The 21,083-nt window shown below is 46.8% G+C and carries 27 protein-coding genes, 1 pseudogene and 1 riboswitch; of the genes and pseudogenes, 3 read left to right on the top strand and 25 right to left on the bottom strand.

Going from position 1 to position 21,083, the window contains the following annotated elements; translation table 11 throughout:
• Nucleotides 1–27: 27 nt before the first annotated feature.
• The 3 genes from ACWHAR_RS03530 to ACWHAR_RS03520 all read right to left on the bottom strand — a co-directional run bounded on the left by ACWHAR_RS03530 (nucleotide 28) and on the right by ACWHAR_RS03520 (nucleotide 1,941).
• Nucleotides 28–513: a DUF3907 family protein gene (locus tag ACWHAR_RS03530; protein ID WP_003153380.1), complete on the bottom strand. Its 486-nt coding sequence runs from the start codon at nucleotides 511–513 to the stop codon at nucleotides 28–30.
• Between the two features lie 89 nt (nucleotides 514–602).
• Nucleotides 603–1,196: an SMC-Scp complex subunit ScpB gene (scpB, locus tag ACWHAR_RS03525; protein WP_007409428.1), complete on the bottom strand. Its 594-nt coding sequence runs from the start codon at nucleotides 1,194–1,196 to the stop codon at nucleotides 603–605.
• Nucleotides 1,186–1,941, bottom strand: coding sequence for a segregation/condensation protein A (locus ACWHAR_RS03520; protein ID WP_007409427.1), 756 nt, complete (start codon nucleotides 1,939–1,941; stop codon nucleotides 1,186–1,188). Before ACWHAR_RS03520 ends, scpB begins: the two co-directional genes overlap by 11 nt.
• A gap of 207 nt (nucleotides 1,942–2,148) precedes the next feature.
• Between ACWHAR_RS03520 and ACWHAR_RS03515 the strand changes: the two genes are divergently transcribed.
• Both ACWHAR_RS03515 and ACWHAR_RS03510 read left to right on the top strand, forming a co-directional pair.
• Entirely contained in the window at nucleotides 2,149–2,238 is a 90-nt protein-coding gene (locus ACWHAR_RS03515) for a YjcZ family sporulation protein (RefSeq protein ID WP_003153376.1), read from the top strand.
• An 87-nt stretch (nucleotides 2,239–2,325) separates the two neighbouring features.
• A complete protein-coding gene (locus ACWHAR_RS03510) occupies nucleotides 2,326–2,847 on the top strand; it encodes a DUF309 domain-containing protein (protein WP_032873229.1) in 522 nt (173 codons plus the stop codon).
• A 65-nt stretch (nucleotides 2,848–2,912) separates the two neighbouring features.
• Here ACWHAR_RS03510 and ribT read toward each other — a convergent pair whose 3' ends face one another.
• The 9 genes from ribT to ACWHAR_RS03465 all read right to left on the bottom strand — a co-directional run bounded on the left by ribT (nucleotide 2,913) and on the right by ACWHAR_RS03465 (nucleotide 9,569).
• Nucleotides 2,913–3,287: a GNAT family N-acetyltransferase RibT gene (ribT, locus tag ACWHAR_RS03505; RefSeq protein WP_003153373.1), complete on the bottom strand. Its 375-nt coding sequence runs from the start codon at nucleotides 3,285–3,287 to the stop codon at nucleotides 2,913–2,915.
• A 116-nt stretch (nucleotides 3,288–3,403) separates the two neighbouring features.
• Nucleotides 3,404–3,868, bottom strand: a complete 465-nt coding sequence (gene ribH, locus ACWHAR_RS03500; RefSeq protein WP_003153372.1) for a 6,7-dimethyl-8-ribityllumazine synthase — start codon at nucleotides 3,866–3,868, stop codon at nucleotides 3,404–3,406.
• A 32-nt stretch (nucleotides 3,869–3,900) separates the two neighbouring features.
• The gene (locus ACWHAR_RS03495; RefSeq protein WP_003153371.1) at nucleotides 3,901–5,097 is read right to left on the bottom strand and encodes a bifunctional 3,4-dihydroxy-2-butanone-4-phosphate synthase/GTP cyclohydrolase II; all 1,197 of its coding nucleotides are present in this window, start codon (nucleotides 5,095–5,097) and stop codon (nucleotides 3,901–3,903) included.
• Between the two features lie 14 nt (nucleotides 5,098–5,111).
• Entirely contained in the window at nucleotides 5,112–5,759 is a 648-nt protein-coding gene (ribE, locus tag ACWHAR_RS03490; protein ID WP_032873228.1) for a riboflavin synthase, read from the bottom strand.
• Entirely contained in the window at nucleotides 5,740–6,855 is a 1,116-nt protein-coding gene (ribD, locus tag ACWHAR_RS03485) for a bifunctional diaminohydroxyphosphoribosylaminopyrimidine deaminase/5-amino-6-(5-phosphoribosylamino)uracil reductase RibD (RefSeq protein ID WP_032873227.1), read from the bottom strand. The genes ribE and ribD overlap by 20 nt, the downstream gene beginning before the upstream one ends.
• A gap of 131 nt (nucleotides 6,856–6,986) precedes the next feature.
• Nucleotides 6,987–7,133: riboswitch (FMN riboswitch) on the bottom strand.
• Between the two features lie 120 nt (nucleotides 7,134–7,253).
• Nucleotides 7,254–7,598: a hypothetical protein gene (locus ACWHAR_RS03480; RefSeq protein ID WP_007409423.1), complete on the bottom strand. Its 345-nt coding sequence runs from the start codon at nucleotides 7,596–7,598 to the stop codon at nucleotides 7,254–7,256.
• 245 nt (nucleotides 7,599–7,843) lie between these two features.
• The gene (gene lepB / locus ACWHAR_RS03475; RefSeq protein WP_032861567.1) at nucleotides 7,844–8,419 is read right to left on the bottom strand and encodes a signal peptidase I; all 576 of its coding nucleotides are present in this window, start codon (nucleotides 8,417–8,419) and stop codon (nucleotides 7,844–7,846) included.
• A gap of 80 nt (nucleotides 8,420–8,499) precedes the next feature.
• A complete protein-coding gene (locus tag ACWHAR_RS03470; protein ID WP_032873224.1) occupies nucleotides 8,500–8,991 on the bottom strand; it encodes a CcdC protein domain-containing protein in 492 nt (163 codons plus the stop codon).
• A 146-nt stretch (nucleotides 8,992–9,137) separates the two neighbouring features.
• A complete protein-coding gene (locus ACWHAR_RS03465) occupies nucleotides 9,138–9,569 on the bottom strand; it encodes a peptidylprolyl isomerase (RefSeq protein WP_003153363.1) in 432 nt (143 codons plus the stop codon).
• Between the two features lie 284 nt (nucleotides 9,570–9,853).
• Between ACWHAR_RS03465 and ACWHAR_RS03460 the strand changes: the two genes are divergently transcribed.
• Nucleotides 9,854–10,753 (top strand): DUF1002 domain-containing protein, encoded by a 900-nt coding sequence (locus ACWHAR_RS03460; protein ID WP_032873222.1) that lies wholly within the window; start codon nucleotides 9,854–9,856, stop codon nucleotides 10,751–10,753.
• Between the two features lie 44 nt (nucleotides 10,754–10,797).
• Here the strand turns inward: ACWHAR_RS03460 and lysA are convergent, their stop codons facing one another.
• The 13 genes and pseudogenes from lysA to ACWHAR_RS03395 form a co-directional block, all read right to left on the bottom strand.
• Nucleotides 10,798–12,117, bottom strand: coding sequence for a diaminopimelate decarboxylase (gene lysA, locus ACWHAR_RS03455; protein ID WP_025649809.1), 1,320 nt, complete (start codon nucleotides 12,115–12,117; stop codon nucleotides 10,798–10,800).
• 124 nt (nucleotides 12,118–12,241) lie between these two features.
• Entirely contained in the window at nucleotides 12,242–13,723 is a 1,482-nt protein-coding gene (locus tag ACWHAR_RS03450) for a spore germination protein (protein WP_007612331.1), read from the bottom strand.
• Complete coding sequence (locus ACWHAR_RS03445) at nucleotides 13,677–14,285, bottom strand: stage V sporulation protein AE (protein ID WP_087920769.1); 609 nt, start codon at nucleotides 14,283–14,285, stop codon at nucleotides 13,677–13,679. Before ACWHAR_RS03445 ends, ACWHAR_RS03450 begins: the two co-directional genes overlap by 47 nt.
• 3 nt (nucleotides 14,286–14,288) lie before the next feature.
• Nucleotides 14,289–14,639, bottom strand: coding sequence for a stage V sporulation protein AE (gene spoVAE / locus ACWHAR_RS03440; RefSeq protein ID WP_007409415.1), 351 nt, complete (start codon nucleotides 14,637–14,639; stop codon nucleotides 14,289–14,291).
• Complete coding sequence (spoVAD, locus tag ACWHAR_RS03435) at nucleotides 14,640–15,656, bottom strand: stage V sporulation protein AD (protein WP_015240132.1); 1,017 nt, start codon at nucleotides 15,654–15,656, stop codon at nucleotides 14,640–14,642. It abuts the gene before it with no gap.
• Between the two features lie 11 nt (nucleotides 15,657–15,667).
• Nucleotides 15,668–16,120 carry a stage V sporulation protein AC gene (gene spoVAC, locus ACWHAR_RS03430; protein ID WP_007612334.1) on the bottom strand — a complete coding sequence of 151 codons (453 nt, stop codon included), beginning with the start codon at nucleotides 16,118–16,120 and terminating at the stop codon, nucleotides 15,668–15,670.
• 12 nt (nucleotides 16,121–16,132) lie between these two features.
• A pseudogene (locus tag ACWHAR_RS03425) lies at nucleotides 16,133–16,557 on the bottom strand (stage V sporulation protein AB).
• Nucleotides 16,547–17,167, bottom strand: coding sequence for a stage V sporulation protein AA (locus tag ACWHAR_RS03420; RefSeq protein WP_032873220.1), 621 nt, complete (start codon nucleotides 17,165–17,167; stop codon nucleotides 16,547–16,549). The pseudogene ACWHAR_RS03425 and the gene ACWHAR_RS03420 overlap by 11 nt, the downstream one beginning before the upstream one ends.
• A gap of 126 nt (nucleotides 17,168–17,293) precedes the next feature.
• Nucleotides 17,294–18,061 carry an RNA polymerase sporulation sigma factor SigF gene (gene sigF / locus ACWHAR_RS03415; RefSeq protein WP_032873218.1) on the bottom strand — a complete coding sequence of 256 codons (768 nt, stop codon included), beginning with the start codon at nucleotides 18,059–18,061 and terminating at the stop codon, nucleotides 17,294–17,296.
• Nucleotides 18,062–18,072: 11 nt separating this feature from the next.
• A complete protein-coding gene (gene spoIIAB / locus ACWHAR_RS03410) occupies nucleotides 18,073–18,513 on the bottom strand; it encodes an anti-sigma F factor (protein WP_003153347.1) in 441 nt (146 codons plus the stop codon).
• Nucleotides 18,510–18,863: an anti-sigma F factor antagonist gene (gene spoIIAA, locus ACWHAR_RS03405; RefSeq protein WP_007409411.1), complete on the bottom strand. Its 354-nt coding sequence runs from the start codon at nucleotides 18,861–18,863 to the stop codon at nucleotides 18,510–18,512. Before spoIIAA ends, spoIIAB begins: the two co-directional genes overlap by 4 nt.
• Nucleotides 18,864–18,958: 95 nt before the next feature.
• Entirely contained in the window at nucleotides 18,959–20,128 is a 1,170-nt protein-coding gene (locus ACWHAR_RS03400) for a D-alanyl-D-alanine carboxypeptidase family protein (protein ID WP_029973633.1), read from the bottom strand.
• Between the two features lie 136 nt (nucleotides 20,129–20,264).
• Nucleotides 20,265–21,083, bottom strand: a complete 819-nt coding sequence (locus tag ACWHAR_RS03395; RefSeq protein WP_007409407.1) for a purine-nucleoside phosphorylase — start codon at nucleotides 21,081–21,083, stop codon at nucleotides 20,265–20,267.

The following is a 21,083-nucleotide window of genomic DNA, read 5'->3' as shown; positions in this document are numbered from 1 at the left end:
AAAAAACTCTCCCAAAAGGAAGAGTTTTTATCTGACTGATGCCATATTTGAGCCTGATGCTTCATATTGCGCTAATTCTTCCCGCATGCGCAGAAATTCACTGCTGAGCGAAAGCAGAAGGCTCCGCAGCGAGTCCGGCACTTGCTGGTAGAATTCAATCGCGCTTTGGCCTGTATAAGCGGCGCGGCTGTTTTCGTACCATGTATCCTTTTTCGGCATGAAAAACTCTTCCACGCACTGATGATACACTTTATACAGCGTTTTTTCCGCTCTCACCTCATGAAACGGCTCCTGCATTAAAAGCCGCCTGCAGGCTTCCTGGGCGCCTTCGCAAAAGACGGTCATCCTCCTCAGCACACTGAGCACGTCGCGGCAGTATGCCTCATCCGCCTCTCCTTGAGCCCGCATCTCCGGCAATGTTGTATGATTTAAATAGCTGCTGACCATCGTGACAACCTCGGCTAAAAATTCACCAGTTTCTTCAGTATGGGCCCTCACAATCGAATTTCCCATTTCCGTCCGTTTCCTTCCTCTCTTGTACGTCGTCATTTGCGTCATTCATCAATGGCCTTTCCTTACTATCGTATGATGAAAAACGATTATTATTTAATATCCTCAAAAGTTTGGTTGAAGTTTTCAAAGAATAAATCGGCTTCCTCCTGGAGAACGTCTTCCTCCGCATTTTCAGGAAGCGGCGGGAGCTCCTCCAATGTTTTTAAGCCGAATTGTTCAAGAAATACCGGTGTCGTGCCGTATAAAATCGCCCGGCCGGGACCGTCGGCGCGGCCCACCTCACACAGCAGCGCTTTTGACACGAGGCTGTGCAGAATCCGTTCAGACTTCACGCCCCGGATATCTTCAATTTCCGCCCGTGTGATCGGCTGCTTGTACGAAACGATCGCCAGCACTTCCAAAGAAGCCTGTGACAGCCCTTTTGACGGCACTTCGATTAGTTTTTTCAAATAAGGCACGAATTCTTTTTTCGTTCCAAGCATATACGTATCCGCATATTCGGTAAGCTCGATGCCTCTGTCGTCTTCCTTGTACTGAGCGGCCACTTCTTCCATGATTCCGGCCAGTTCCGCTTCTTCTATTTCAAGCACCGTCACCAATTGCTTTTTGGTCAGCCCTTCATCACCCGCCGCATACAGCAGGGCTTCCACAATCGCTTTCCAATTCACGATATCAAGCGCCATGAATGGATTCACTCCCCGTAATGTATATATCTGAAAAGTTTTCTTCCTGTTCAATGATAATCTGCTGATTTTTCATCAGTTCCAGGACTGCTAAAAACGTCACGACGAGATGGTCCTTTTGCCGAGAAGGAAAAAGCTCCGTGAAGTTTATTCTTCTACCCGCCGTTTTTAAGCTTTTTACGATTTCGTTCATTCTGTCTTCAATCGGTATTTCCTGCCTTGTAATGGTCGTTTCTTTCGGCCGCGTGATTTTTTTACGCTGAAGCACCTTTTGAAACGCGCCGATCATGTCATAAACGGTCACCGACAGTTTCTGCTCGGTCTGTTTGATTTCTTTTGCATACTCACTTAAATCACTCGGCGGCTTTGTAAATGACTTTTGTCTTTCTTCTTCCCGCTCTTTTAAATCCTTCGCAGCGGTTTTATACTTTCTATACTCAATCAGTTTTTCAATCAGCTCGTCCCGAGGGTCTTCTTCTTCAAGCATTTCGTCTTCAAACAGTTCTTCCTCTTGTTTCGGAAGCAGCATTCTGCTTTTAATACTGAGAAGCGTCGCCGCCATGACCAGATATTCACTGGCGACATCAAGTTCAAGCTCTTGCATTGTATGTACATATAATAAATATTGTTCAGTAATGGTTGCCACGGGTATGTCGTATATGTCGATTTCAAGACGGTTAATCAGATGAAGCAGCAGGTCCAATGGGCCTTCAAACGTATCAATTTTCACTTGATATTCTACCATTATCTCACCATTTTCAATATCACTCTCATTGCCGGAAAAACTGGCTACCCTTTAGTATAATCCACCGAAATGCTCTCGTCCAATACTTTTATACACGTCCTCCGTTATTTAGAAAATACTGAAAAAGAAGATATACGCCTATACCTTTAAAGGCGGATGCACATATGATAGCCGTGTAAACTTGAAACAAAGGGAGGCTGATTTCACATGAGCGGAGCTTGTTTCGGCGGAGGTTTTGCATTAATTGTCGTTCTGTTTATTTTGCTCGTTGTCGTAGGAGCATCTTACATCTGCTAGTTCCTCAGGCTTCAGGCACCAAGCCGCTCTTTTTTCCTTTTCATAGCGCTGTGGTACACTGGTTTTAGCATAAAAGGAGGAAGCGGCTTGTATCCTAAAGCTTATATCGGCTTTTTGGCCGAATTTCACGCATCAAGAGATTATTTTGAGTGTCATGAACTGTTAGAGGAATATTGGAAAGAAAGCACGGCTGAAAAGCGGAGCATTCATTGGGTCGGCCTGATTCAGCTTGCCGTCGCTCTGTATCACCAGCGCAGGGGAAATGAAGCCGGGGCGAAACGGCTGATTGCCAACAGCTTACGTATTCTCCGGTCTGAAAAGCAGGCGGTCTGTTCTCTCGGTCTCAGCCATCCGAAGCTGATTGAGCTGATAGAAACGCTGGCAGACGATATAGAAGCGGGCCAGCCTTATAAAAGTGTTATGCTGCCGATTACAGATGAAGCCCTGAAAAAAGCATGTCTTGCCGAATGCCGCCGAAAGGGCTATACATGGGGGCAAGACGGCGTATCAGATACCTTTCTTATTCATAAACACCGCCTGCGGGACAGGACGGATGTCATTAAGGAACGCGAACGGGAAATTGAGAGAAGAAAAAAAAGCAGAGGCTGACGGTCAGCCCTGCTTTTTCTATATCAAAACAGCTCCCGAAACCGTGAAGATTCCGGGAGCATTTGTCAGTTATTATATGAGATATCCTGATCTTTTTGATGTTGACAGCGTTCAAAAAAGCTTTGCGTTAATTCATTCGGAACGAGTGCCTCCGTTTTGAACAGACGTTTTAAGGCGTCCATCATTTGCTTTCCGATTCCTTGATGGCGGTGAGAAGGATTCACGCTGATATGCCGGATTTCAACTTCTGAGTCCTTTTTTTCGACTCCGATCGCTCCGACGATATCTTCATCCTCTTTCCAAAGAAAGAGCTGGCGGCCAGTATCCGTTTCATAGTCCTTTATTGTCTGCTGAAGCTGCTTGAGATCTTTTTCATTCGGCATAAATGACAGAAGACCCATCGCAATCTTTTCAAACGATTTTTTATAACGAATTAACATAAAAACCCCTCTATATCCAAAATGTCCATTCATGTTCTATCAAACGGATACATAAAGGCGATCCGTTTCCTCACATTATATCATTTTCGCCGCTGTTTTAAACGCTTTTCAACAAATTATTCAAATGAACGGTTTAAGTTTGCCATTTCAATGGCAGATACCGCGCAATCCGCTCCCTTATTTCCGGCTTTTGTTCCGGCTCGTTCGATGGCCTGCTCAATGGTTTCAGTCGTCACGATGCCGAAGATAACCGGGACGCCCGTCGCCGTTCCCGCCTGGGCAATGCCTTTTGCCGCTTCATTGCAGACATAGTCATAATGCGTTGTCGCTCCTCTGATAACCGTGCCGAGCGTAATGACGGCATCGTATTTTTTCGTTTCCGCCATTTTCTTTGCCGCAAACGGGATTTCAAATGCTCCCGGCACCCAAGCGACGTCAATGTCGTTTGATTCTACACCGTGGCGAAGCAACGTGTCTTCCGCTCCGCTTAACAGCTTGCTCGTAATAAATTCATTAAATCTGCCGACGACGATTCCGATTTTAAGTCCTGTTCCTACTAGGTTTCCTTGTATGATATTCATATGTTATCCATCCTTTTTTGTGAGATTTGTTTTTAGAAATGAAGCAGATGTCCAAGTTTTTTCATTTTGGTCTGTAAATATTGCTTGTTATGCTCACTCGCTTCCATTTGAAGCGGCACCCGTTCTGAAATGCTGAGACCGTATCCTTCGAGGCCGGCGATTTTCCGGGGGTTGTTGGTTAAAAGTTTCATATGCTGAACCCCTAAGTCGCGGAGAATCTGGGCGCCGATGCCGTAGTTGCGCAGATCAGGCAGAAAGCCGAGCGCTTCGTTCGCTTCAACCGTGTCATACCCTTGTTCCTGCAATCGGTACGCCTTCAGCTTATTGATTAAACCGATTCCTCTGCCTTCCTGGCGCAAATACAATAGAACGCCGCGGCCTTCTTCAGCAATTTGCGCAAGCGCGGCATGAAGCTGAGGTCCGCAATCACAGCGATGGGATGCAAATACATCGCCCGTCAGGCATTCTGAGTGCACTCTGACAAGAACGGGTTCGCTGTTAAACGGGACATCCCCCATGACAAAGGCGAGATGTTCTTTTCCGTCAACCTCGTTTGTATATCCGTAAACTCTAAACGTGCCGAAGTCAGTCGGCAGCGTAATATCAACTTCTCTGTTCACAAGTGTCGTAATGTTGTAACGGTACTCTATTAAGTCTTTTATCGTAATCATTTTCAGCTGGTGGCGTTCGGCGATTTCGGCTAACTCCGGCACTCTGGCCATTGTGCCGTCTTCATTCATAATTTCACAAATGACGCCCGCTCCCTGAGATCCGCAGGCTTTTGCAAGATCAACGGCTGCTTCCGTATGGCCGGCCCGCTTCAGGACGCCTCCTTTTTTTGCGATTAAGGGGAAAATGTGGCCCGGACGCTGAAAATCGTCAGACACAGATTCTTCGTTCAACAGCGCCTGAATGGTAAAGGATCGTTCCTGCGCGCTGATGCCCGTTTTTGTCAGCCTGTGGTCAATACTGACCGTAAACGCGGTCTCATGTGAGTCCGTATTATGATCAACCATCGGGTGAAGATCCAGCCGGCCGGCGATGTCTTCAGACAGCGGCGTGCAGATCAGGCCTCTCCCATGGGTCGCCATAAAATTAACCACTTCCGGCGTGGCATGCTCAGCCAGCGCTACGAAATCTCCTTCGTTTTCTCTGTCTTCATCATCGACAACAATGATGACTTCACCTTTTTTCAGCGCCTCTAACGCCTCTTCTATCGGATGAAACATATCGATCTTCCTTTCTAAAAGCCGTTCTCGCTTAAAAAGGCTTCCGTGATAGTTTGATTGCTTTTCGTTTGTTCTGTTTTGTGCAAAAAGCGGTATAAGTATTTGCCGATCATGTCACACTCAATATTTACGGTCGATCCGACTGTTTTCGTCTGAAAAATCGTTTCTGAGATGGTATGCGGAATGATGGATACCGTTACGCTTTCGTCTGATAAACCGAAAATCGTCAGGCTCACGCCGTCTACCGTAATTGAACCTTTCAATACGAGCGTTTTTGTCAATTCCGGCGAAAGTTTTAAATCGTAATAGACCGCGTTGCTTTTTTTCTCGATCCGCGTAATTTCCGCCGTTCCGTCCACATGCCCTGATACAAAGTGGCCGCCGAACCGTCCGTTGGCGGACATCGCTCTTTCCAGGTTTACTTTACTGCCTTTTGACAAGCCGTTCAGCGAAGTGGCTTTCACTGTTTCCGGCATAACATCAACCGTAAATTGATTGTCAGAAAATCCGGTTACGGTCAGGCAGATGCCGTTTACCGCAATGCTGTCGCCAAGCTTCACATCACTTGTCACTTTTGGAGCGGCGATGGTTAATGCCATGGAAAGGCCTGTCTTTTTGATTGCTTGGATCGTGCCTGTTTCTTCAACGATTCCTGTAAACATCGTCACCATCCTTTCCATCTTTAGGTATGGCCGTCAGTTTTATATCCGGCCCGATTTGGGTGATTTGTGTGAATTGTAAATGGGGGACATCTTTCATTGATTGAAAACCTTCACCGGAGATCAAGCTGGGAGCAAGCGTTCCTCCGATTAATTTAGGGGCGAAATAGAAATGAAGCTCTTGGAAACAGCCTTCCTTGACAAAACTTCCGTGTACGGATGCTCCGCCTTCCACATAAACGGACATTATGCCGTTTTCAGCAAGAATGCTGAGCACCTCAGGGACGTGAATGCGGTCTGTTTCCAGCGGAATAACTTTTATTCCGAGTGCGGTCAGCCGGTCTTTCTTTTGCACGTCTGCACCTTTGGCCGTAAATATCCATGTCGGCGCAGCGCCGTCAGTGAGCACATTTGCCGTTTCAGGAATGGTCAGCTTTGTATCGAGAATCACTCTGACCGGCTGCTTCACCGTATCGGGAAGCCTGCAGGTCAGGCTCGGATTATCAGCTTTGACTGTGCCTGCTCCGACAAGAATGCTTTGATGCGATTTCCTGTATTGCTGGGCATCAAGCCTTGCCGCCTCTGATGTAATCCATTTGCTGTCACCGGTTTCAGTCGCTGTTTTCCCGTCAAGGCTCGCGGCCGCTTTCAAGGTGACATACGGAAGTCCGGTCCGCATGAAGTGAAGAAACATTTTATTCAGCTCTTCTGCCTGCTGCCTGAGAAGTCCGGTTTTCACTTCGATGCCCGCTGCTTCCAGCATTCCGATGCCTTTTCCGGCTACAAGCGGATTCGGATCTTTCACAGCGATGAACACCCTTTTTATCCCCGACTTTATTATCAGTTCGGCGCATGGCGGTGTTTTTCCGTAATGGCTGCAAGGCTCCAGCGTCACATACAAATCGGCGCCTTTTGCGTGTCTGCCGGCCATATTAATCGCGTGAACCTCGGCATGCGCTTCTCCGTATTGCAAATGGGCGCCCATTCCGACGATCTGTCCGTTTTTGACGACGACAGCGCCGACAAGAGGATTGGACTGTGTCTGTCCTTCACCGCGTCTGGCAAGTTCTATTGCCGTATTCATATAATATTCTTCCATCGTTATCCCTCCCTTCTTCCGCGCAATTTGGCGTCAAAAAAGCCCCGAATGTTTACACAGTTCGGGGCTTTTCCAGTTTTAATCCATAGGAAATAAGACTATACAGTAAGTTTATTTTTTGCATAGCTTCTCTCATCCTTCTCCCATCCAGACTTTCACTGTCGGCTTCAGCTTTTCACTGAATCCACCGTATACAGATGCATACGGGTCACGGGCTGTAAAGCGCAAAACGCCTTATTACCGCCGGTCGGGATTTTCACCCAGCCCCGAAGGATACAATCAATATTTTTTTGTCCTTATCCGCTATTATAACATCCTTTGCGGCAGGCGCAATGAATTTGCACCTAATTATTCAGAAAAATAAAAAGCGCCCTTTTCTCATAAAAGGGCGCCTTTATTTATTCGTTCACTTTGACGACCTTCAATAAGCCGTCAATCCGGTTTGATTTGCTGAAATACGCTTTAATCTTATCTCCCTTTTTCACATCGGAGAGATCCTGCTTCAGCTTGTCGCCGTTAAAAATAATTTTTGTGCCGTTTTCTGCCGTACCGTGGTACTCAGTTCCTTCGATTTTCGTAATTTTATATGTTTTGACTGTATATTCTTCTTTTTCCTGGGACAGGGTTTGTCCGATTGCAGTCGGCACGTCTTTCAGTTCAATATCGTTTATGACCATATAACCGCCCGCTAATAACAGCAGCAGTACAAGTAAAATGGCTGCTTTTGTTTTAATTCTTCCCATTTTTCTACCTCCAGCCCGTATCAATCTATTCATTACTATGTCATATTCCTTTTGTTCATGAATAGAAAACCGTTCTTCCCTGCGTGAGTTACTCATATAACGTTTCATAAAGGGAAGATGTTTCATGTATCTGTAAAACTTTCTATCTATTAAATAGATATACGAATTTATGTTCTGTTTTTGAGGGTGGAAAGATAAATTTATATAAAAAAGCAGTTTTCTTATAAGAAAACTGCCTGTACGGTTTATTTCGTCTTGCGAATTTCGTTAAACGGGAAGAAGACGAATTTTGAAGTACCCGCTATTTGTTTTTTCGTAAAAAGACCGAGGCCGTTGCGGCTGTCCATAGATTCTCTGCGGTTATCACCCATGACGAAATATTTGTCGTCCGGCACCTTCACCGGGCCGAAGTCTTCTGTCAGCCGGTCATAGCCGTCTTGCTTCGCCTTGTGCTTGTTTGCCGCTAAATACGGTTCGGACACTTTTTTGCCGTTGATATACAGCTGATCGTTTTTCATTTGCACCGTGTCGCCGGGGAGTCCGATAATCCGTTTGACATAGTGTTCATTTTCTCCGTTCAGAACGACGATCTGGCCGCGTTTGAAGTCGCTTATGTATTTGACCGTCATATTGACAAAGATTCTCTCGCGGTCATGCAGCGTCGGATCCATTGATCTTCCATCAACGAGATAAGGGGCAAATAAAAAGTTTCGGATGAGCAGTGCCAGAACGACAGCGATGATAATGGCTTTCGCCCAATCAAGTACGGCGCTTTTTTTAGAAGTTTTTTCTTTTTCTGATTTCAAGTGATTTCCTCCCATTAGCCATGGTCGTTTTTATTTTACCATGAATCCCTGCACAGAGGGCAAATAAGCCCCGCACCTCATCCATTTTTTTCATTTTATAAGCCGGATCTGCTGATTTTACGGTATTTCACGAAGCTTCCGATCCGCCAAATGCACAAATACACAAAAGCAAGTTCCATCGTTAAAACGGCGAATTCCGCCGCGTCAATGTTTTTGAAATATTGGCTGAGCGCGATACGGATCGCAATAATCGCGATAATGACATATTTAAAGTTTTTATTCCGCTTGGAGTAGACAAAGCCGTCTTCCCGGATTTCATAGGCGGTTTGCGACAGCATGATGACACCGAATACCGCGCCTAACAGTCCGGCGATGGCGAGCTCCCAAAGAGCGGGAAAATGAAACGGCTTTCCCGGGATATTCATGAGCTGGCTGACGCTGAATGTAAAAATGACGGCGATAATTAAAAGCGGGAGAATGATGCCGAAGCCGCCGCCTTTAATCGGCCTGTTCCCCTTTTTCACCCTGAACCAAATTATAAGTGCGAGAATGATAATGACAAATAAAACGGTTGCCAATTGAACCAACGTTTCTACCTCTTTTCATTGTTGTAATCGGTCTTTATCACTATACCAGAGGAACTGCTATCGTTCATATATGTATTTTTTCATGATTTACACATGAGAATTTTCATATACATAAAAAAAACCCGCCTGAAAAAGGCGGGTTTTCATTATCCTTCTACACGGATTTCTTTCATTTTGTCCCCGTTAGACATGTTTTTCGCATGCTCTAAACCGCTTGTCACTTTTCCGAATACAGTATGAACGCCGTTTAAATGCGGCTGCGGCTCATGTACGATGAAGAATTGGCTTGAACCCGTGTCTTTACCGGCATGCGCCATTGATAAAGAACCGGCTTCGTGCTTATGCGGATTGCCTTCTGTTTCACATTTGATCGTTTTTCCGCTTCCGCCCATGCCTGTCCCAGTCGGATCTCCGCCTTGGCTGACAAAGCCCGGAATCACGCGGTGGAAAATAACGCCGTCATAAAAGCCCGTATTCGCCAGGTTTTCAAAGTTAGCGACTGTATTAGGCGCTTCATTCGGATAAAGTTCAAATTCGATTCTGCTGCCGTTTTCCATTTCGATGTAACCAGTTTTCATTCTCATTCCTACTTCCGTATTGTTTTTTGTCAAAGCCTTCTTCAATATGAATTTCAATTGTAAGCCGGCTTTCTTTTTGATATTCTTTTGAAGGAAGAGGCCTCTGCTCTTCTTTTCGCGGCTATTATACCACACCTTCAGCCGGAAAACGAATCTCCCCGCTTCCGCAGAAAGAAAATGAAACCTGAACAGCTTCACAGCCGTCTATGTATCGGAACTGCTTCACGCAGGCCCTCACAAACCGCTTCAAAACGGCATTTGTGAAAAGAAGGAGGTTAACCGCTTTGAAAAAAATGTGGATTGGATTGCTGGCGGCGGCCGTTGTATTGTGCACAATACCGAAAATCAGCCTGGCCGATGCCGCAGTCGGAGATGTCATCGTCACACTGGGGGCGGATCTGTCAAACGAAAACCGTCAGAAAGTGCTTGACGAATTAAATGTCCCTGATAACGCGACAAAAGTGACGGTCACGAATAAAGAAGAACATGAATATCTGGGAAAATATATATCGAATGCCCAAATCGGCACAAGAGCCATCTCTTCATCATCCATCACGGTGGCAAAGAAAGGGTCCGGGCTTGACGTTAAGACTCATAATATCGATTCCATCACGGATGAAATGTACTTAAACGCCCTGATGACAGCAGGAGTGAAAGATGCGAAAGTATACGTGACGGCGCCGTTTGAGGTATCAGGCACCGCAGCATTAACGGGAATCATCAAGGCTTATGAAGTCTCATCAGACAAAGCGATTTCAGAAGATGTAAAACAAGTCGCCAACCAAGAGCTTGTTACGACATCAGATCTCGGGGATAAAATCGGAGATAAAAACGCCTCCGCGCTGATCGCAAACATTAAAGATGATTTCGCGAAAAACGGTGTGCCCGATACAAAAGTAGGAATCGAGAAAAAGGTCGATGATGCGGCTTCAAATCTTAACATTACACTGACTGACGCTCAAAAAGACCAGCTCGTTTCATTGTTTAATAAAATGAAAAACGCCAAGATTGATTGGGGCCAAGTCGGCAGCCAGCTCGATAAGGCAAAAGACAAAATCACGAAGTTCATTCAATCCGATGAAGGCAAAAGCTTTGTTCAAAAAGTCATTGATTTCTTCGCTTCGATTTGGAATGCGATCGTGTCTGTATTTACAGGAGACAGCGGATCAAGTTCTAACAGCTGAATGCAAAAAGAGACCGGACGCCATTGTTCCGGTCTCTTTTTTATTTATTGTTTGACCCCCGTCTTAAACGGCAGATCCAGTTTTACAATGTCTTCATAAGTTTCCCTTCTAATGACAAGATGCGCTTCGCCGTCTTCCACAAAAACGACGGCGGGACGCGGAATGCGGTTGTAGTTGTTAGCCATGCTGTATCCGTACGCTCCCGTGCAGAAAACGGCGAGAAGATCGCCTTCTTTCACTTCCGGAAGATCTATATCCCAAATGAGCATATCACCGCTTTCACAGCACTTACCCGCGATGGATACCGTTTTGTCGTGGTGTTCTCCGATTCTGTTTGCCGATACGGCTTCATATTTCGCCTGATACAGCGCAGGACGGATATTATCGCTCATGCCCCCGTCAACCGCTGCATATTTACGGGTGCCGGGCACTTCTTTTTGCGAACCGATGGTATAAAGCGTCGTTCCGGCGTCTCCGACGAGCGAGCGTCCCGGTTCAATCCAGATCTCCGGAATGTCAAAAGCGTGCAGCGCTGCGTTTTCTTTTACCGCTTCGATAATTTTTTCCACATAAACGGCGGGATGAAGGGGTTCATCTTCCTCCGTGTAGCGGATGCCAAAGCCGCCCCCTAAATTCAGCACTTCAGAGACAAAGCCGAATGATTCTCTCCATTCATTCAGTTTTGTGAAGATTTTTTCTGCGGCCAGCACAAAGCCCGCCGTATCAAAAATTTGTGATCCGATGTGGCAGTGAACGCCGAGGAGGCGGATATGGTCTGACTGTAATACTTGTTCAATCGCCTTTTCTATTTGCCCGTTATGCAGATCAAAACCGAATTTGGAATCTTCCTGTCCCGTCGTAATATAATCATGCGTATGCGCCTCTACCCCCGGAGTGATGCGCAGAAGCACATCCATTGTGCGCCCTGATTTGCGGCACAGTTCCGCGAGTAAGGATATTTCATAAAAATTATCAACGACAATGCAGCCGATTTGATGATCGAGCGCCATTTTCAACTCTTCTTCGCTTTTGTTATTGCCGTGAAAATGAATCCTGTCAGCCGGAAAACCAGCCGCAACCGCCGTAAACAGCTCTCCGCCGGATACAACGTCCAATGAGAGCCCCTCCTGCTCAGCGAGCTGTATCATCGCAACAGAAGAAAACGCCTTGCTCGCGTACGCGACCTGCGCCTTTAAATCCGCATCAATGAATGCCTGTTTAAAGCTTTTAGCGCGCTCACGTATTAAAGCCACATCGTAAACATAAAGAGGCGTGCCGTAATGCTCCGCTAAATACAGCGCGTCCACACCCCCGATTTCCAAATGACCTAGTTTGTTTTGTCTGCTTGTGCCATGTAAGAACAATGCTCATTCCCTCTTTCTGATCCGCATATGGGTGATAAGGACAGCTTCTTTTGAGCTGTCCTTATACAAGTCCCGTATAAGTTAAGACATACAATATCATAATCTTCTGTCGGTTTCAATGCGATTATGAACCGCTTGGCTGTCTTTGACGGTCTTTCGGGTGAACAATGCTCGGCCTGACTTTCGCTCCCGGCACTGTCGTCCGGACGAGCACCTGCCACAGCGCCTTGCCGTTAAACGGTAAAAACGGCCATAAATACGGCGTGTGAAACGAGCGGATATTCGCCATTATGATCAGCAGCAATGTAAAGCCTATCACAAAGCCTTTCACTTGGAAAATGGCCACGAGAACCATTAAGATGAGGCGTATCATTTTATTGGCGAGGCTGAGCTCATAGCTCGGCGTGGTAAATGATCCGATGGCGGCGATCGATACGTACAGAATCACTTCTGCTGAAAACAGCCCCACCGCTATGGCGATTTGACCGATCAGCACCGCCGCAATCAGACCCATGGCGGTGGATAAAGCGGTCGGCGTATGGATCGCGGCCATCCTGAGAAACTCAATCCCCAAATCGGCCAAAAAGATTTGCAGAATGATCGGGATATGCGTATTTTTATTTAAACCGATAAAATCCAGTCTTTCAGGCAGAAGAGACGGTTCAAGAACAAAGAGGAACCAGATCGGAAGCAGGACCGTTGAAGCGATAATACCGAAGAATCTGATCCATCTTAAAAATGTTCCCACTGAAGGCGCCTGCCTGTATTCTTCCGCATGCTGAACATGGTGAAAAATCGTTGTCGGCGTTATGATCACGCTCGGTGACGTATCAACGACGATGATGACGTGCCCTTCCAAAATGTGATTGGCGGCCACATCCGGCCGCTCCGTGTATCTGACCATCGGAAACGGGTTGTAGCCCTGTTTGACGATGAATTCTTCCACCGTTTTATCAGCCATCGTCAATCCGTCAATGTCAATCGCATTCACTTCGTTTTCGACGATGCTGACAAGGTCCGGATCCGCGATGTCCTCTATATACACAATGGCAAGATCGGTCTTAGAGCGCTCGCCGACTTTCGTAATTTTGACGCGGAGCCTTTCGTCCCTGATTCGTCTTCTTATCAATGCTGTATTAATGACGATATTTTCGATAAAACCGTCTCTTGCTCCGCGGACGACCTTTTCCGTATCCGGTTCTTCAGGTGTGCGTCCGGGGTAACTTCTGACGTCAACGATAAAGGCGAAGCCCGCGTCTTCAACGATAACGGCGACAAGTCCGGAAAGCACCTGATCCGTTACTTCGTCGAGCGTTTTGACTTTTTGGACCTGCTGATTAACAAGCCTGTTTTCAACAACGTCAATCGCTTCATCCGCATTCTCGTCATAATTATTGATGTCGACGAGCTGTTCCATTAAATGAACGATAAACAAAGTATCGGTTAATCCGTTGACAAAGTAAATCTGGACTTCCCGGTCTAATACTCGAACTTTGCGGACGCCGACATCATAGCTCGTTCCCATACCGACGCGGTCTTTAAAAAATTGTTCATTTTTTCTAGGATCCCGGTACACCTTGATCATGTTTTCCGGTTTTTCCGGCATGGCTTTCGCTCCTTTCTAAAATGAATTCGACCGCCTTCATCGTGATCGGCGAGCCTTTGGATATGTCATCTTTTCTCCCCATCTTTCCTATGTCGCCGATGCCCACAATGAGGGGAACGTCCAATTTATCCAGACAATACACCGTATCTCCGTTCATTCTGTGCTCGTCCATTTCTCTCATTCCGGTTTTATCGACGCCAAACTCCGTCACTTCTCCATCACGGTCAATGGAGACATCGACTTTCGTCCATTCAGCCTGATGGGTCTTAGAAGCGACCGCAATCACCCCCAGCACTTCAATGTCCTGATGTGAGGCGACATATTTCAGCGCCGTTTCGCCCGGCCCTTCCCCTTGCAGGCCTGAATCGTCAAACATGACAAACACCGGGTCATTCGGCGCGGCTTTAATCAGCTGAACAAGTTCGGGGCCGCTTCTCGTTGACGGATTGCCTTTTGATTGGGAAATACACCGTCCGCCTGCTTGTTCCGCGGCATATTCAATTGTTTTGGCGGCGTATACGTCCCCGTCTGTCACAAGAATGACCTTCCGTTTCGTCATCAGGCATTATCCTTTCGGTTTAAAAATAACGGCTACAAGAAATGCGAATAAAATCGCTGAAGATATACCGGCGGAAGTAAGTTCAAAAATCCCCATGGCGATCCCGATAAATCCATGCTCGTGAGCTTGATGCATGGCGCCGTGCAATAAGCTGTGACCGAAGCTGACGATGGGAACCGTCGCGCCCGCGCCCGCGAATTCGATAAATTTGTCATATATTCCGAACCCATCTAACAAGGCGCCGATGACGACAAAAGTTGTCATTACATGGGCGGGTGTCAGTTTAAAAATGTCAAGCAGCAGCTGACCGATAATGCATATGATTCCCCCGCAAACAAAAGCCAACAGATATTCCATTTATGATGCACCTCCCGCCCGCTCAAATACCACACCGTGCGCGATGGTCGGAATGGTTTCCTTCTGCTGGATCATTGTCGGACTTAAAAGCGCTCCTGTCGCGACAACGAGTACCCTGTTTAGAGTCCCTGCTTTTAATTGGTTAAAAATATGTGTGTACGTAACAAGCGCGGAGCAGGCGCAGCCGCTTCCTCCCGCAAACACCTGCTGGTCCGGCGTATAGATGAGAAGACCGCAGTCATCGTGTTTCGTTCCCACGGGATAGCCTTCTTCTTTGAGCAAATCTTTCACGATCGGCGAGCCGACGCCTGAAAGGTCACCCGTTAAAATCAGATCATAATCATCCGCCGTACGGTTCAAGTCCTGCAGGTGCTGTTTGATTGTGTCGGCGGCAGCGGGCGCCATGGCGGATCCCATATCGAACGGATCTGTTATTCCGAGGTCGCTTACTTTTCCCACTGTTGCGCTTGTAATCTTGATATCAGAAGGGTTTTGGCTGATAATGACCGCCCCGCCCCCCGTGACCGTTGAAGTGGCGGTATCCGGTTTTTGCCCGCCATACTCCGTCGGATTGCGGAATTGCCGTTCTGCCGTCGCGTTATGGCTGCTCGTGGCTGCGATCGCCCGGTTCGCAAAACCGCCGTCAATGAGCGCGGATGCGACGGCAATCGTTTCCATTGAAGTCGAACAGGCGCCGAACAGACAGAGGAACGGAATTTTCAGATGTCTGGCGACGTAGTTGGCGGTCACATTTTGATTTAAAAGATCCCCCGCGAGCAACAAATCAATATCGCTCTTTTTCAAATTCTGTTTTTGCAAAGCGGAGTTGATGGCATCTTCCATTAACTGACGTTCCGCCATTTCCCAGTTTTTCTGATTGCAATGCATTTCATCGTATGTCTTATCAAACAGCGAACCGAGCGGGCCGTCTTTTTCTTTCGGTCCGGCTGCCGTCCCCGCCGCATTTACAAATAACGGGTTTTCAAATACCCAGGTTTGCTTTCCGGTCAATTTCATTTTTTCTCCTCCTACGAAAACAGTTTTTCACAAGCAAACCGTATCAGGCCTACGATATAGGCTGCCACGACGCCGAATACAATGACGTTTCCCGCCAATTTAAACATGTTTGTCGCTACCCCGAGCACGAGTCCTTCACTTCTGTGTTCCAGAGCGGCGCTTGTCATACTGTTTGCAAAACCTGTCACCGGCACGGCTGAACCCGCTCCGGCAAACTGCCCGAGTCTGTCATAAATACCGAATCCGGTCAAAAGGGCGGATATTAAAATAAGAGTGGCGGACGTCGGGTTGCCCGCTGTTTTTTCATTAAAATTAAAAAAGTGGATGTAAAAGTCTTGAAGAGCCTGCCCGATCAGACAGATCAAACCGCCGATCAGAAAGGCTTTGACGCAATTCCAAACATATGGCGGTTTCGGCTGATAGTCTTTCACTTTTGTTTTGTAATTTTCTTTTAAGTTTGTCACGTCGGTTCCTCCTTATGAATGATGGATAAAATACAGCCAATGAAATAAAGAGCCGGCTATTTTGCCGAACACAATGGCCATCAGCAATATGATGATTTTGCTGCCGAAGCCGATCCGTTTGGCAAGAATGGGAAGCACATTCAGCACTTCTGTAAGCGCGGCGGCCAGCATGCCGACAAACATGCCGGCCAAAAGCCCGACCGGAACGGCCAGCCATTCAGATAAAAAAAATGATTCATATTTAAGGTTTCCCAGCCGCCGAACACAGCTCCTGAAATAACAGCTCCTTCGTAGGCCTGTACAAAGCGCATTGTTTTTGTCAGCTGCATAAGGCGGGGGACGATTCCCATAACGGTTAAAAAAGCCACAAAGCCCGCACCCACGGTCAGCCCTCCGCCAAGCCCGACAAATATAACGAAAAGAATGCTAACGATCATGCAGATCTTTCATCGTCTCTTCATTTTCGTGCATTGCGACATAGTGATCGAGATCAAGCTGATAATTAAACATCTCGACTTCCAGCGGGCTTGGCTCTTCATTCAGGCGTTTTTTGAAGATGTGATTAAAAAAGACGATCATACCGAGACCGAGGCCGATGCTGTATGGAATCTGAAGCAGATACGGATATTCATTCCGTTCGCCCGTTATGATTTCATATAAGGCGATATGAACTTCTCTCATACTGACATCTTCATGAAAATTCATAATGGCAAGACATGAACCGATAAAAAGCAGGAGCCAGACACCGACGAATAAAACGGCTGACAGCTGCTTTTTCTGGTAATGGATTTCCACTATCGTTTCAGCGCCGCCGACGGTCTGTACATCAAGCGCGGGAAAAACGGTATGAATGGTTTTCAGCACTTTTATGATGTCCAGCACGACGATATTTTTGTCTTTTTTCGTGACCTTATACAGCGGCAGTGCCGACAGTTTTTTTTTCAGCTTTTGCTGTCCCGCGATCTGCGCGGCGTCGCCGATTGTGATGATATCTCCGGTATGAGCTTTCACGCGGTGGCGAAGTCTGAGAAATATTCGTCTTTCCATCTTGCATCACCATCTTTCGGGTGGTTATATATGTAGTATGTGGTTCACTTTTGTTCTCATTCATCAGCGGCAAAAGACCATAAATTACCACCGATGCACAAATAAAAAAAGCCGGCCCGTAAAAGGTCAGCTTTCCGTATGATCCATCTGCACTTTAATCTGCTTTAATATTTTTTTCTCCAGCCTCGATACCTGGACTTGGGAAATCCCGAGCCGTTCGGCTACCTCCGACTGTGTCTGATCTTTATAATATCTCAGATAGACAATGAGTTTTTCCCGTTCTTCCAAATCACTGATCGCTTCCTTGAGGGCGATTTTGTCAAACCACTTCTCTTCTGAATGATCGGCGATCTGATCAAGCAGGGTGATCGGGTCTCCGTCATTTTCATACACGGTCTCATGAATGGATGAAGGCGCCCGCACCGCTTCCTGCGCAAGCACCACATCCTCCGCATCAATTTCTAAATGATCCGCGATTTCCTGGACGGTCGGCACTCTTCCGTATGTTTTTGACAGTTCATCTTTCGCCCGGCGTATTTTATTGCCGAGCTCTTTTAAAGACCTTGATACTTTGACGGTCCCGTCATCGCGGATGAAGCGCTGGATTTCTCCGATAATCATCGGCACGGCATAAGTTGAAAAACGGACATCATAGGACAAATCGAATTTATCAACGGATTTTAACAATCCGATACAGCCGATCTGAAACAGATCGTCCGGCTCATAGCCTCTGTTTAAGAACCTTTGAACGACGGACCACACAAGACGCATGTTTTTTTCTATGAGGAGGTCTCTTGCCTGCTGGTCGCCCCCTTGGCTCTTTTTGATTAATTCTTTGACTTCATGGTCCTTGAGCTGCGCGTTTTTGCTGTTTTTCTTAACCTCCACATCCATAACAAATCTCCTTAATTACAAAGCGCTTTGCTTTTTGATAGGTGTTTTGTTAAGCGTATCGTCGTTCCCATCTCCGGCGAGGAATCAATCGTGACATCATCCATGAAGTTTTCCATAATGGTAAAGCCCATTCCGGAGCGCTCAAGCTCGGGTTTTGTCGTAAAGAGCGGCTGGCGCGCTTCCTCAAGATCCGTAATCCCGAGGCCTTCATCACGTATGGTCAGATAGACGACATGATCCTCCAGCGTAACGGAGATGTACACCTTTCCGTCGCAGTTTTCTTCATAGCCGTGGATGATCGCGTTTGTTACAGCTTCTGATACGACGGTCTTGATTTCCGTCAACTCATCCATCGTCGGGTCGAGCTGTGCGATAAAAGAAGCAACTGTTACGCGCGCAAACGATTCGTTCTGACTGAGGGCTGAAAATTCAAGATGCATCTCGTTTTTCATGATGCCACCCCCAACGTTAAAAGCGCTTTTTGTTCTGATTGTTCGAACCTGATGATTTTAAACAGGCCGGACATGTCAAACAGACGTCTCACCGCGGGCGAAATCGCGCACACGACCATTTCTCCGCCGAGCTGTTTAATTTGTTTATAACGCCCTAAAATCACGCCGAGGCCGGAGCTGTCCATGAAGGTAAGATCTTCAAGGTTCAGCACGATGTGACGGATGCCGTCAGCCTCCAGCGATTCAGTAACCTTTTGTTTTAATGATTCTGCCGTATGATGGTCGAGTTCACCTGTTAATCGAATACAAAGCACGGATTCTTTGACATGAAAGTCAATTCCAAGGCTCATGCTCATTCCTCCTTGATATGATCGGATAATGAGTGTTTCGATTTTCGGGAAAGCAATTCCTTCACTATGACAAAACTAGTGCCCGTTCGCCACGATTATTTAAATTTTGTCCAATCTCCCATCGTCCGCTTCAGAAAAGTGAGAAAACCCGCTTTTTCCATGTCGTCTTTTGCCGTGACCGGGCTTTCAACGAGCACCTTTCCGTCTTTTTTCAGAACGAGGCTGCCGAGCACCTCTCCTTTTTTAACCGGAGCCGTTACATTGCCGTTGATTTTCACTTCTTTTTTTACTTTGTCCATGTTCTCTCCCTTTTTGGCCAGAAGAGAAATCGGCTCAGATGTGGTCAGCTTGATCAGTTTCTTTTTTCCTTTTATCACTTTTACCGTTCCGACGATTTGATCCCGTTTGTACAGCGGGTGTGTTTTGAACTGGCTGAAGGCGTAATCAAGCATTTTGGTCACTTGGGCATTTCTTTCTTTCGGGGTGCTGGCTCCGAAAACGACAGCAATGACCCTCATATTTCCTTTTTTAGCGGTGGCGGTTAAACAATACTTCGCTTCGCCTGTAAAGCCCGTCTTCACGCCGTCTACACCCGGATAAAATTTGATCAGCCGGTTTGTATTGACGAGCCAGAACTTTTTGTCTGTATTTTCTCTTAAATAATCCTCATACGTTCCCGTAAATTGAGTGATTTTATCATACTTTAATAATTCCTTCGCCATTTTCGCCATGTCATAAGCAGAGCTGTAATGGTCTTTTTCGGGCAGTCCCGTCGGGTTTTTGAAGGAGGTATCTTTCAATCCCAATTCTTTTGCTTTTTTGTTCATCCGGCTGACGAAATCCTCTTCTGAACCGGCGATATACTCCGCCATTGCGACAGATGCGTCATTTCCGGAAGCTATAGCAATTCCTTTGAGCATTTCTTTTACCGTCATTTCTTCTCCGGGTTCAAGGAAAATCTGTGATCCGCCCATGGACGCGGCATGTTCACTCGTCCTGACTTTATCGCTCATCTTTATTTTCCCTTTGTCAAGCGCTTCCATGATTAAAAGCATGGTCATGATTTTTGTCATGCTTGCCGGCGCCAGACGCTCCCGGCTGTTCTTGTTATAAAGAATGCTTCCCGTATCGCGTTCAATCAGCACGGCGCTTTTGGCTTCATGAGCGAGCTCCGATGTATGTTTTCCGTCCGGCTTTGCAAAAGCGGACGGTGCTGATGCCGTTAATAAAATGCCAATCAACAAAGTGGATATAAGACGTTTCATCTCCAAAGCCCTCCATTTCATAATCCTTTTTATTTTTTCCAAATCCGGTGGTTTTATACGCCTCATCTGGAAAATGTTTCGTGTTGAGGGCACAAAAAAACAGCTGCTTCCGAGGAAACAGCTGACTGATGCTGACTTATTTTTGAGAACGTGCGACTACGGCTTTTACAAGCTTCAAAAAGCCGCCTTTTACTTTTTCCGTCATTTCCATTACTTCTTCATGGGATAACGGCTGGTCTAGAATACCTGCCGCCGCGTTGGAAATACATGAGATGCCGAGCACGCGCATCCCCGCGTGGTTGGCGACGATGACTTCAGGCACGGTCGACATGCCGACAGCGTCAGAACCCATCGTTCTTAAAAACCGAACCTCAGCAGGCGTTTCGTAAGACGGCCCCGTGACAGCTGTATACACCCCTTTTTGAACAGGAATGCCCAGCTCATCGGCCGTTTTTTCAGCCAAGCCTGACAGCTCTTTGTCATAGGCTTCTGACATGTCCGGGAATCTCGGTCCGAATTCTGCTTCGTTCGGCCCGATTAACGGGTTGGTGCCCGTAAAGTTGATGTGGTCTGTAATAATCATCAGATCGCCGGCGCGGAATTCAGTGTTGATACCGCCGGCTGCGTTCGTCACGACAAGGGATTCAACGCCGAGCGCCTTCATCACGCGGACGGGAAATGTGACCTGATCCATTGAGTAGCCTTCATAGTAATGAAAGCGGCCCTGCATCGCGATGACCTGCACACCTTCAAGCGTTCCCATCACAAGCTGGCCGGCATGGCCTTCTACCGTTGAGACCGGAAAATCAGGGATCGTTTCATATGTAAGCTTGACAGCCCCTTCAATTTCATCGGCCAATACGCCGAGCCCTGACCCTAAAATCAGACCGATCTTTGGTGTTTCTTTCACGTGTTCTTTAATAAATGCAGCAGCACGTTCGATCTTTTGTTTCAA

This window comes from Bacillus sp. LR--39, from assembly GCF_053613335.1.
Note: the sequence above shows the minus strand (reverse complement) of the source record. Positions and strands in the feature narration are given on the sequence as shown.

Bases quoted from the DNA above. Each gene is read 5' to 3' on its own strand.
- ACWHAR_RS03530 (WP_003153380.1), bottom strand. From the start codon at position 513: ATGGGAAATTCGATTGTGAGGGCCCATACTGAAGAAACTGGTGAATTT.
- scpB (WP_007409428.1), bottom strand. From the start codon at position 1,196: ATGGCGCTTGATATCGTGAATTGGAAAGCGATTGTGGAAGCCCTGCTG.
- ACWHAR_RS03520 (WP_007409427.1), bottom strand. From the start codon at position 1,941: ATGGTAGAATATCAAGTGAAAATTGATACGTTTGAAGGCCCATTGGAC.
- ACWHAR_RS03515 (WP_003153376.1), top strand. From the start codon at position 2,149: ATGAGCGGAGCTTGTTTCGGCGGAGGTTTTGCATTAATTGTCGTTCTG.
- ribT (WP_003153373.1), bottom strand. From the start codon at position 3,287: ATGTTAATTCGTTATAAAAAATCGTTTGAAAAGATTGCGATGGGTCTT.
- ribH (WP_003153372.1), bottom strand. From the start codon at position 3,868: ATGAATATCATACAAGGAAACCTAGTAGGAACAGGACTTAAAATCGGA.
- ACWHAR_RS03495 (WP_003153371.1), bottom strand. From the start codon at position 5,097: ATGTTTCATCCGATAGAAGAGGCGTTAGAGGCGCTGAAAAAAGGTGAA.
- ribE (WP_032873228.1), bottom strand. From the start codon at position 5,759: ATGTTTACAGGAATCGTTGAAGAAACAGGCACGATCCAAGCAATCAAA.
- ribD (WP_032873227.1), bottom strand. From the start codon at position 6,855: ATGGAAGAATATTATATGAATACGGCAATAGAACTTGCCAGACGCGGT.
- ACWHAR_RS03480 (WP_007409423.1), bottom strand. From the start codon at position 7,598: ATGGGAAGAATTAAAACAAAAGCAGCCATTTTACTTGTACTGCTGCTG.
- lepB (WP_032861567.1), bottom strand. From the start codon at position 8,419: ATGGGAGGAAATCACTTGAAATCAGAAAAAGAAAAAACTTCTAAAAAA.
- ACWHAR_RS03465 (WP_003153363.1), bottom strand. From the start codon at position 9,569: ATGAAAACTGGTTACATCGAAATGGAAAACGGCAGCAGAATCGAATTT.
- ACWHAR_RS03450 (WP_007612331.1), bottom strand. From the start codon at position 13,723: ATGCCGGAAAAACCGGAAAACATGATCAAGGTGTACCGGGATCCTAGA.
- spoVAE (WP_007409415.1), bottom strand. From the start codon at position 14,639: ATGGAATATCTGTTGGCTTTTGTTTGCGGGGGAATCATATGCATTATC.
- spoVAD (WP_015240132.1), bottom strand. From the start codon at position 15,656: ATGAAATTGACCGGAAAGCAAACCTGGGTATTTGAAAACCCGTTATTT.
- ACWHAR_RS03420 (WP_032873220.1), bottom strand. From the start codon at position 17,167: ATGGAAAGACGAATATTTCTCAGACTTCGCCACCGCGTGAAAGCTCAT.
- sigF (WP_032873218.1), bottom strand. From the start codon at position 18,061: ATGGATGTGGAGGTTAAGAAAAACAGCAAAAACGCGCAGCTCAAGGAC.
- spoIIAB (WP_003153347.1), bottom strand. From the start codon at position 18,513: ATGAAAAACGAGATGCATCTTGAATTTTCAGCCCTCAGTCAGAACGAA.
- spoIIAA (WP_007409411.1), bottom strand. From the start codon at position 18,863: ATGAGCCTTGGAATTGACTTTCATGTCAAAGAATCCGTGCTTTGTATT.
- ACWHAR_RS03400 (WP_029973633.1), bottom strand. From the start codon at position 20,128: ATGAAACGTCTTATATCCACTTTGTTGATTGGCATTTTATTAACGGCA.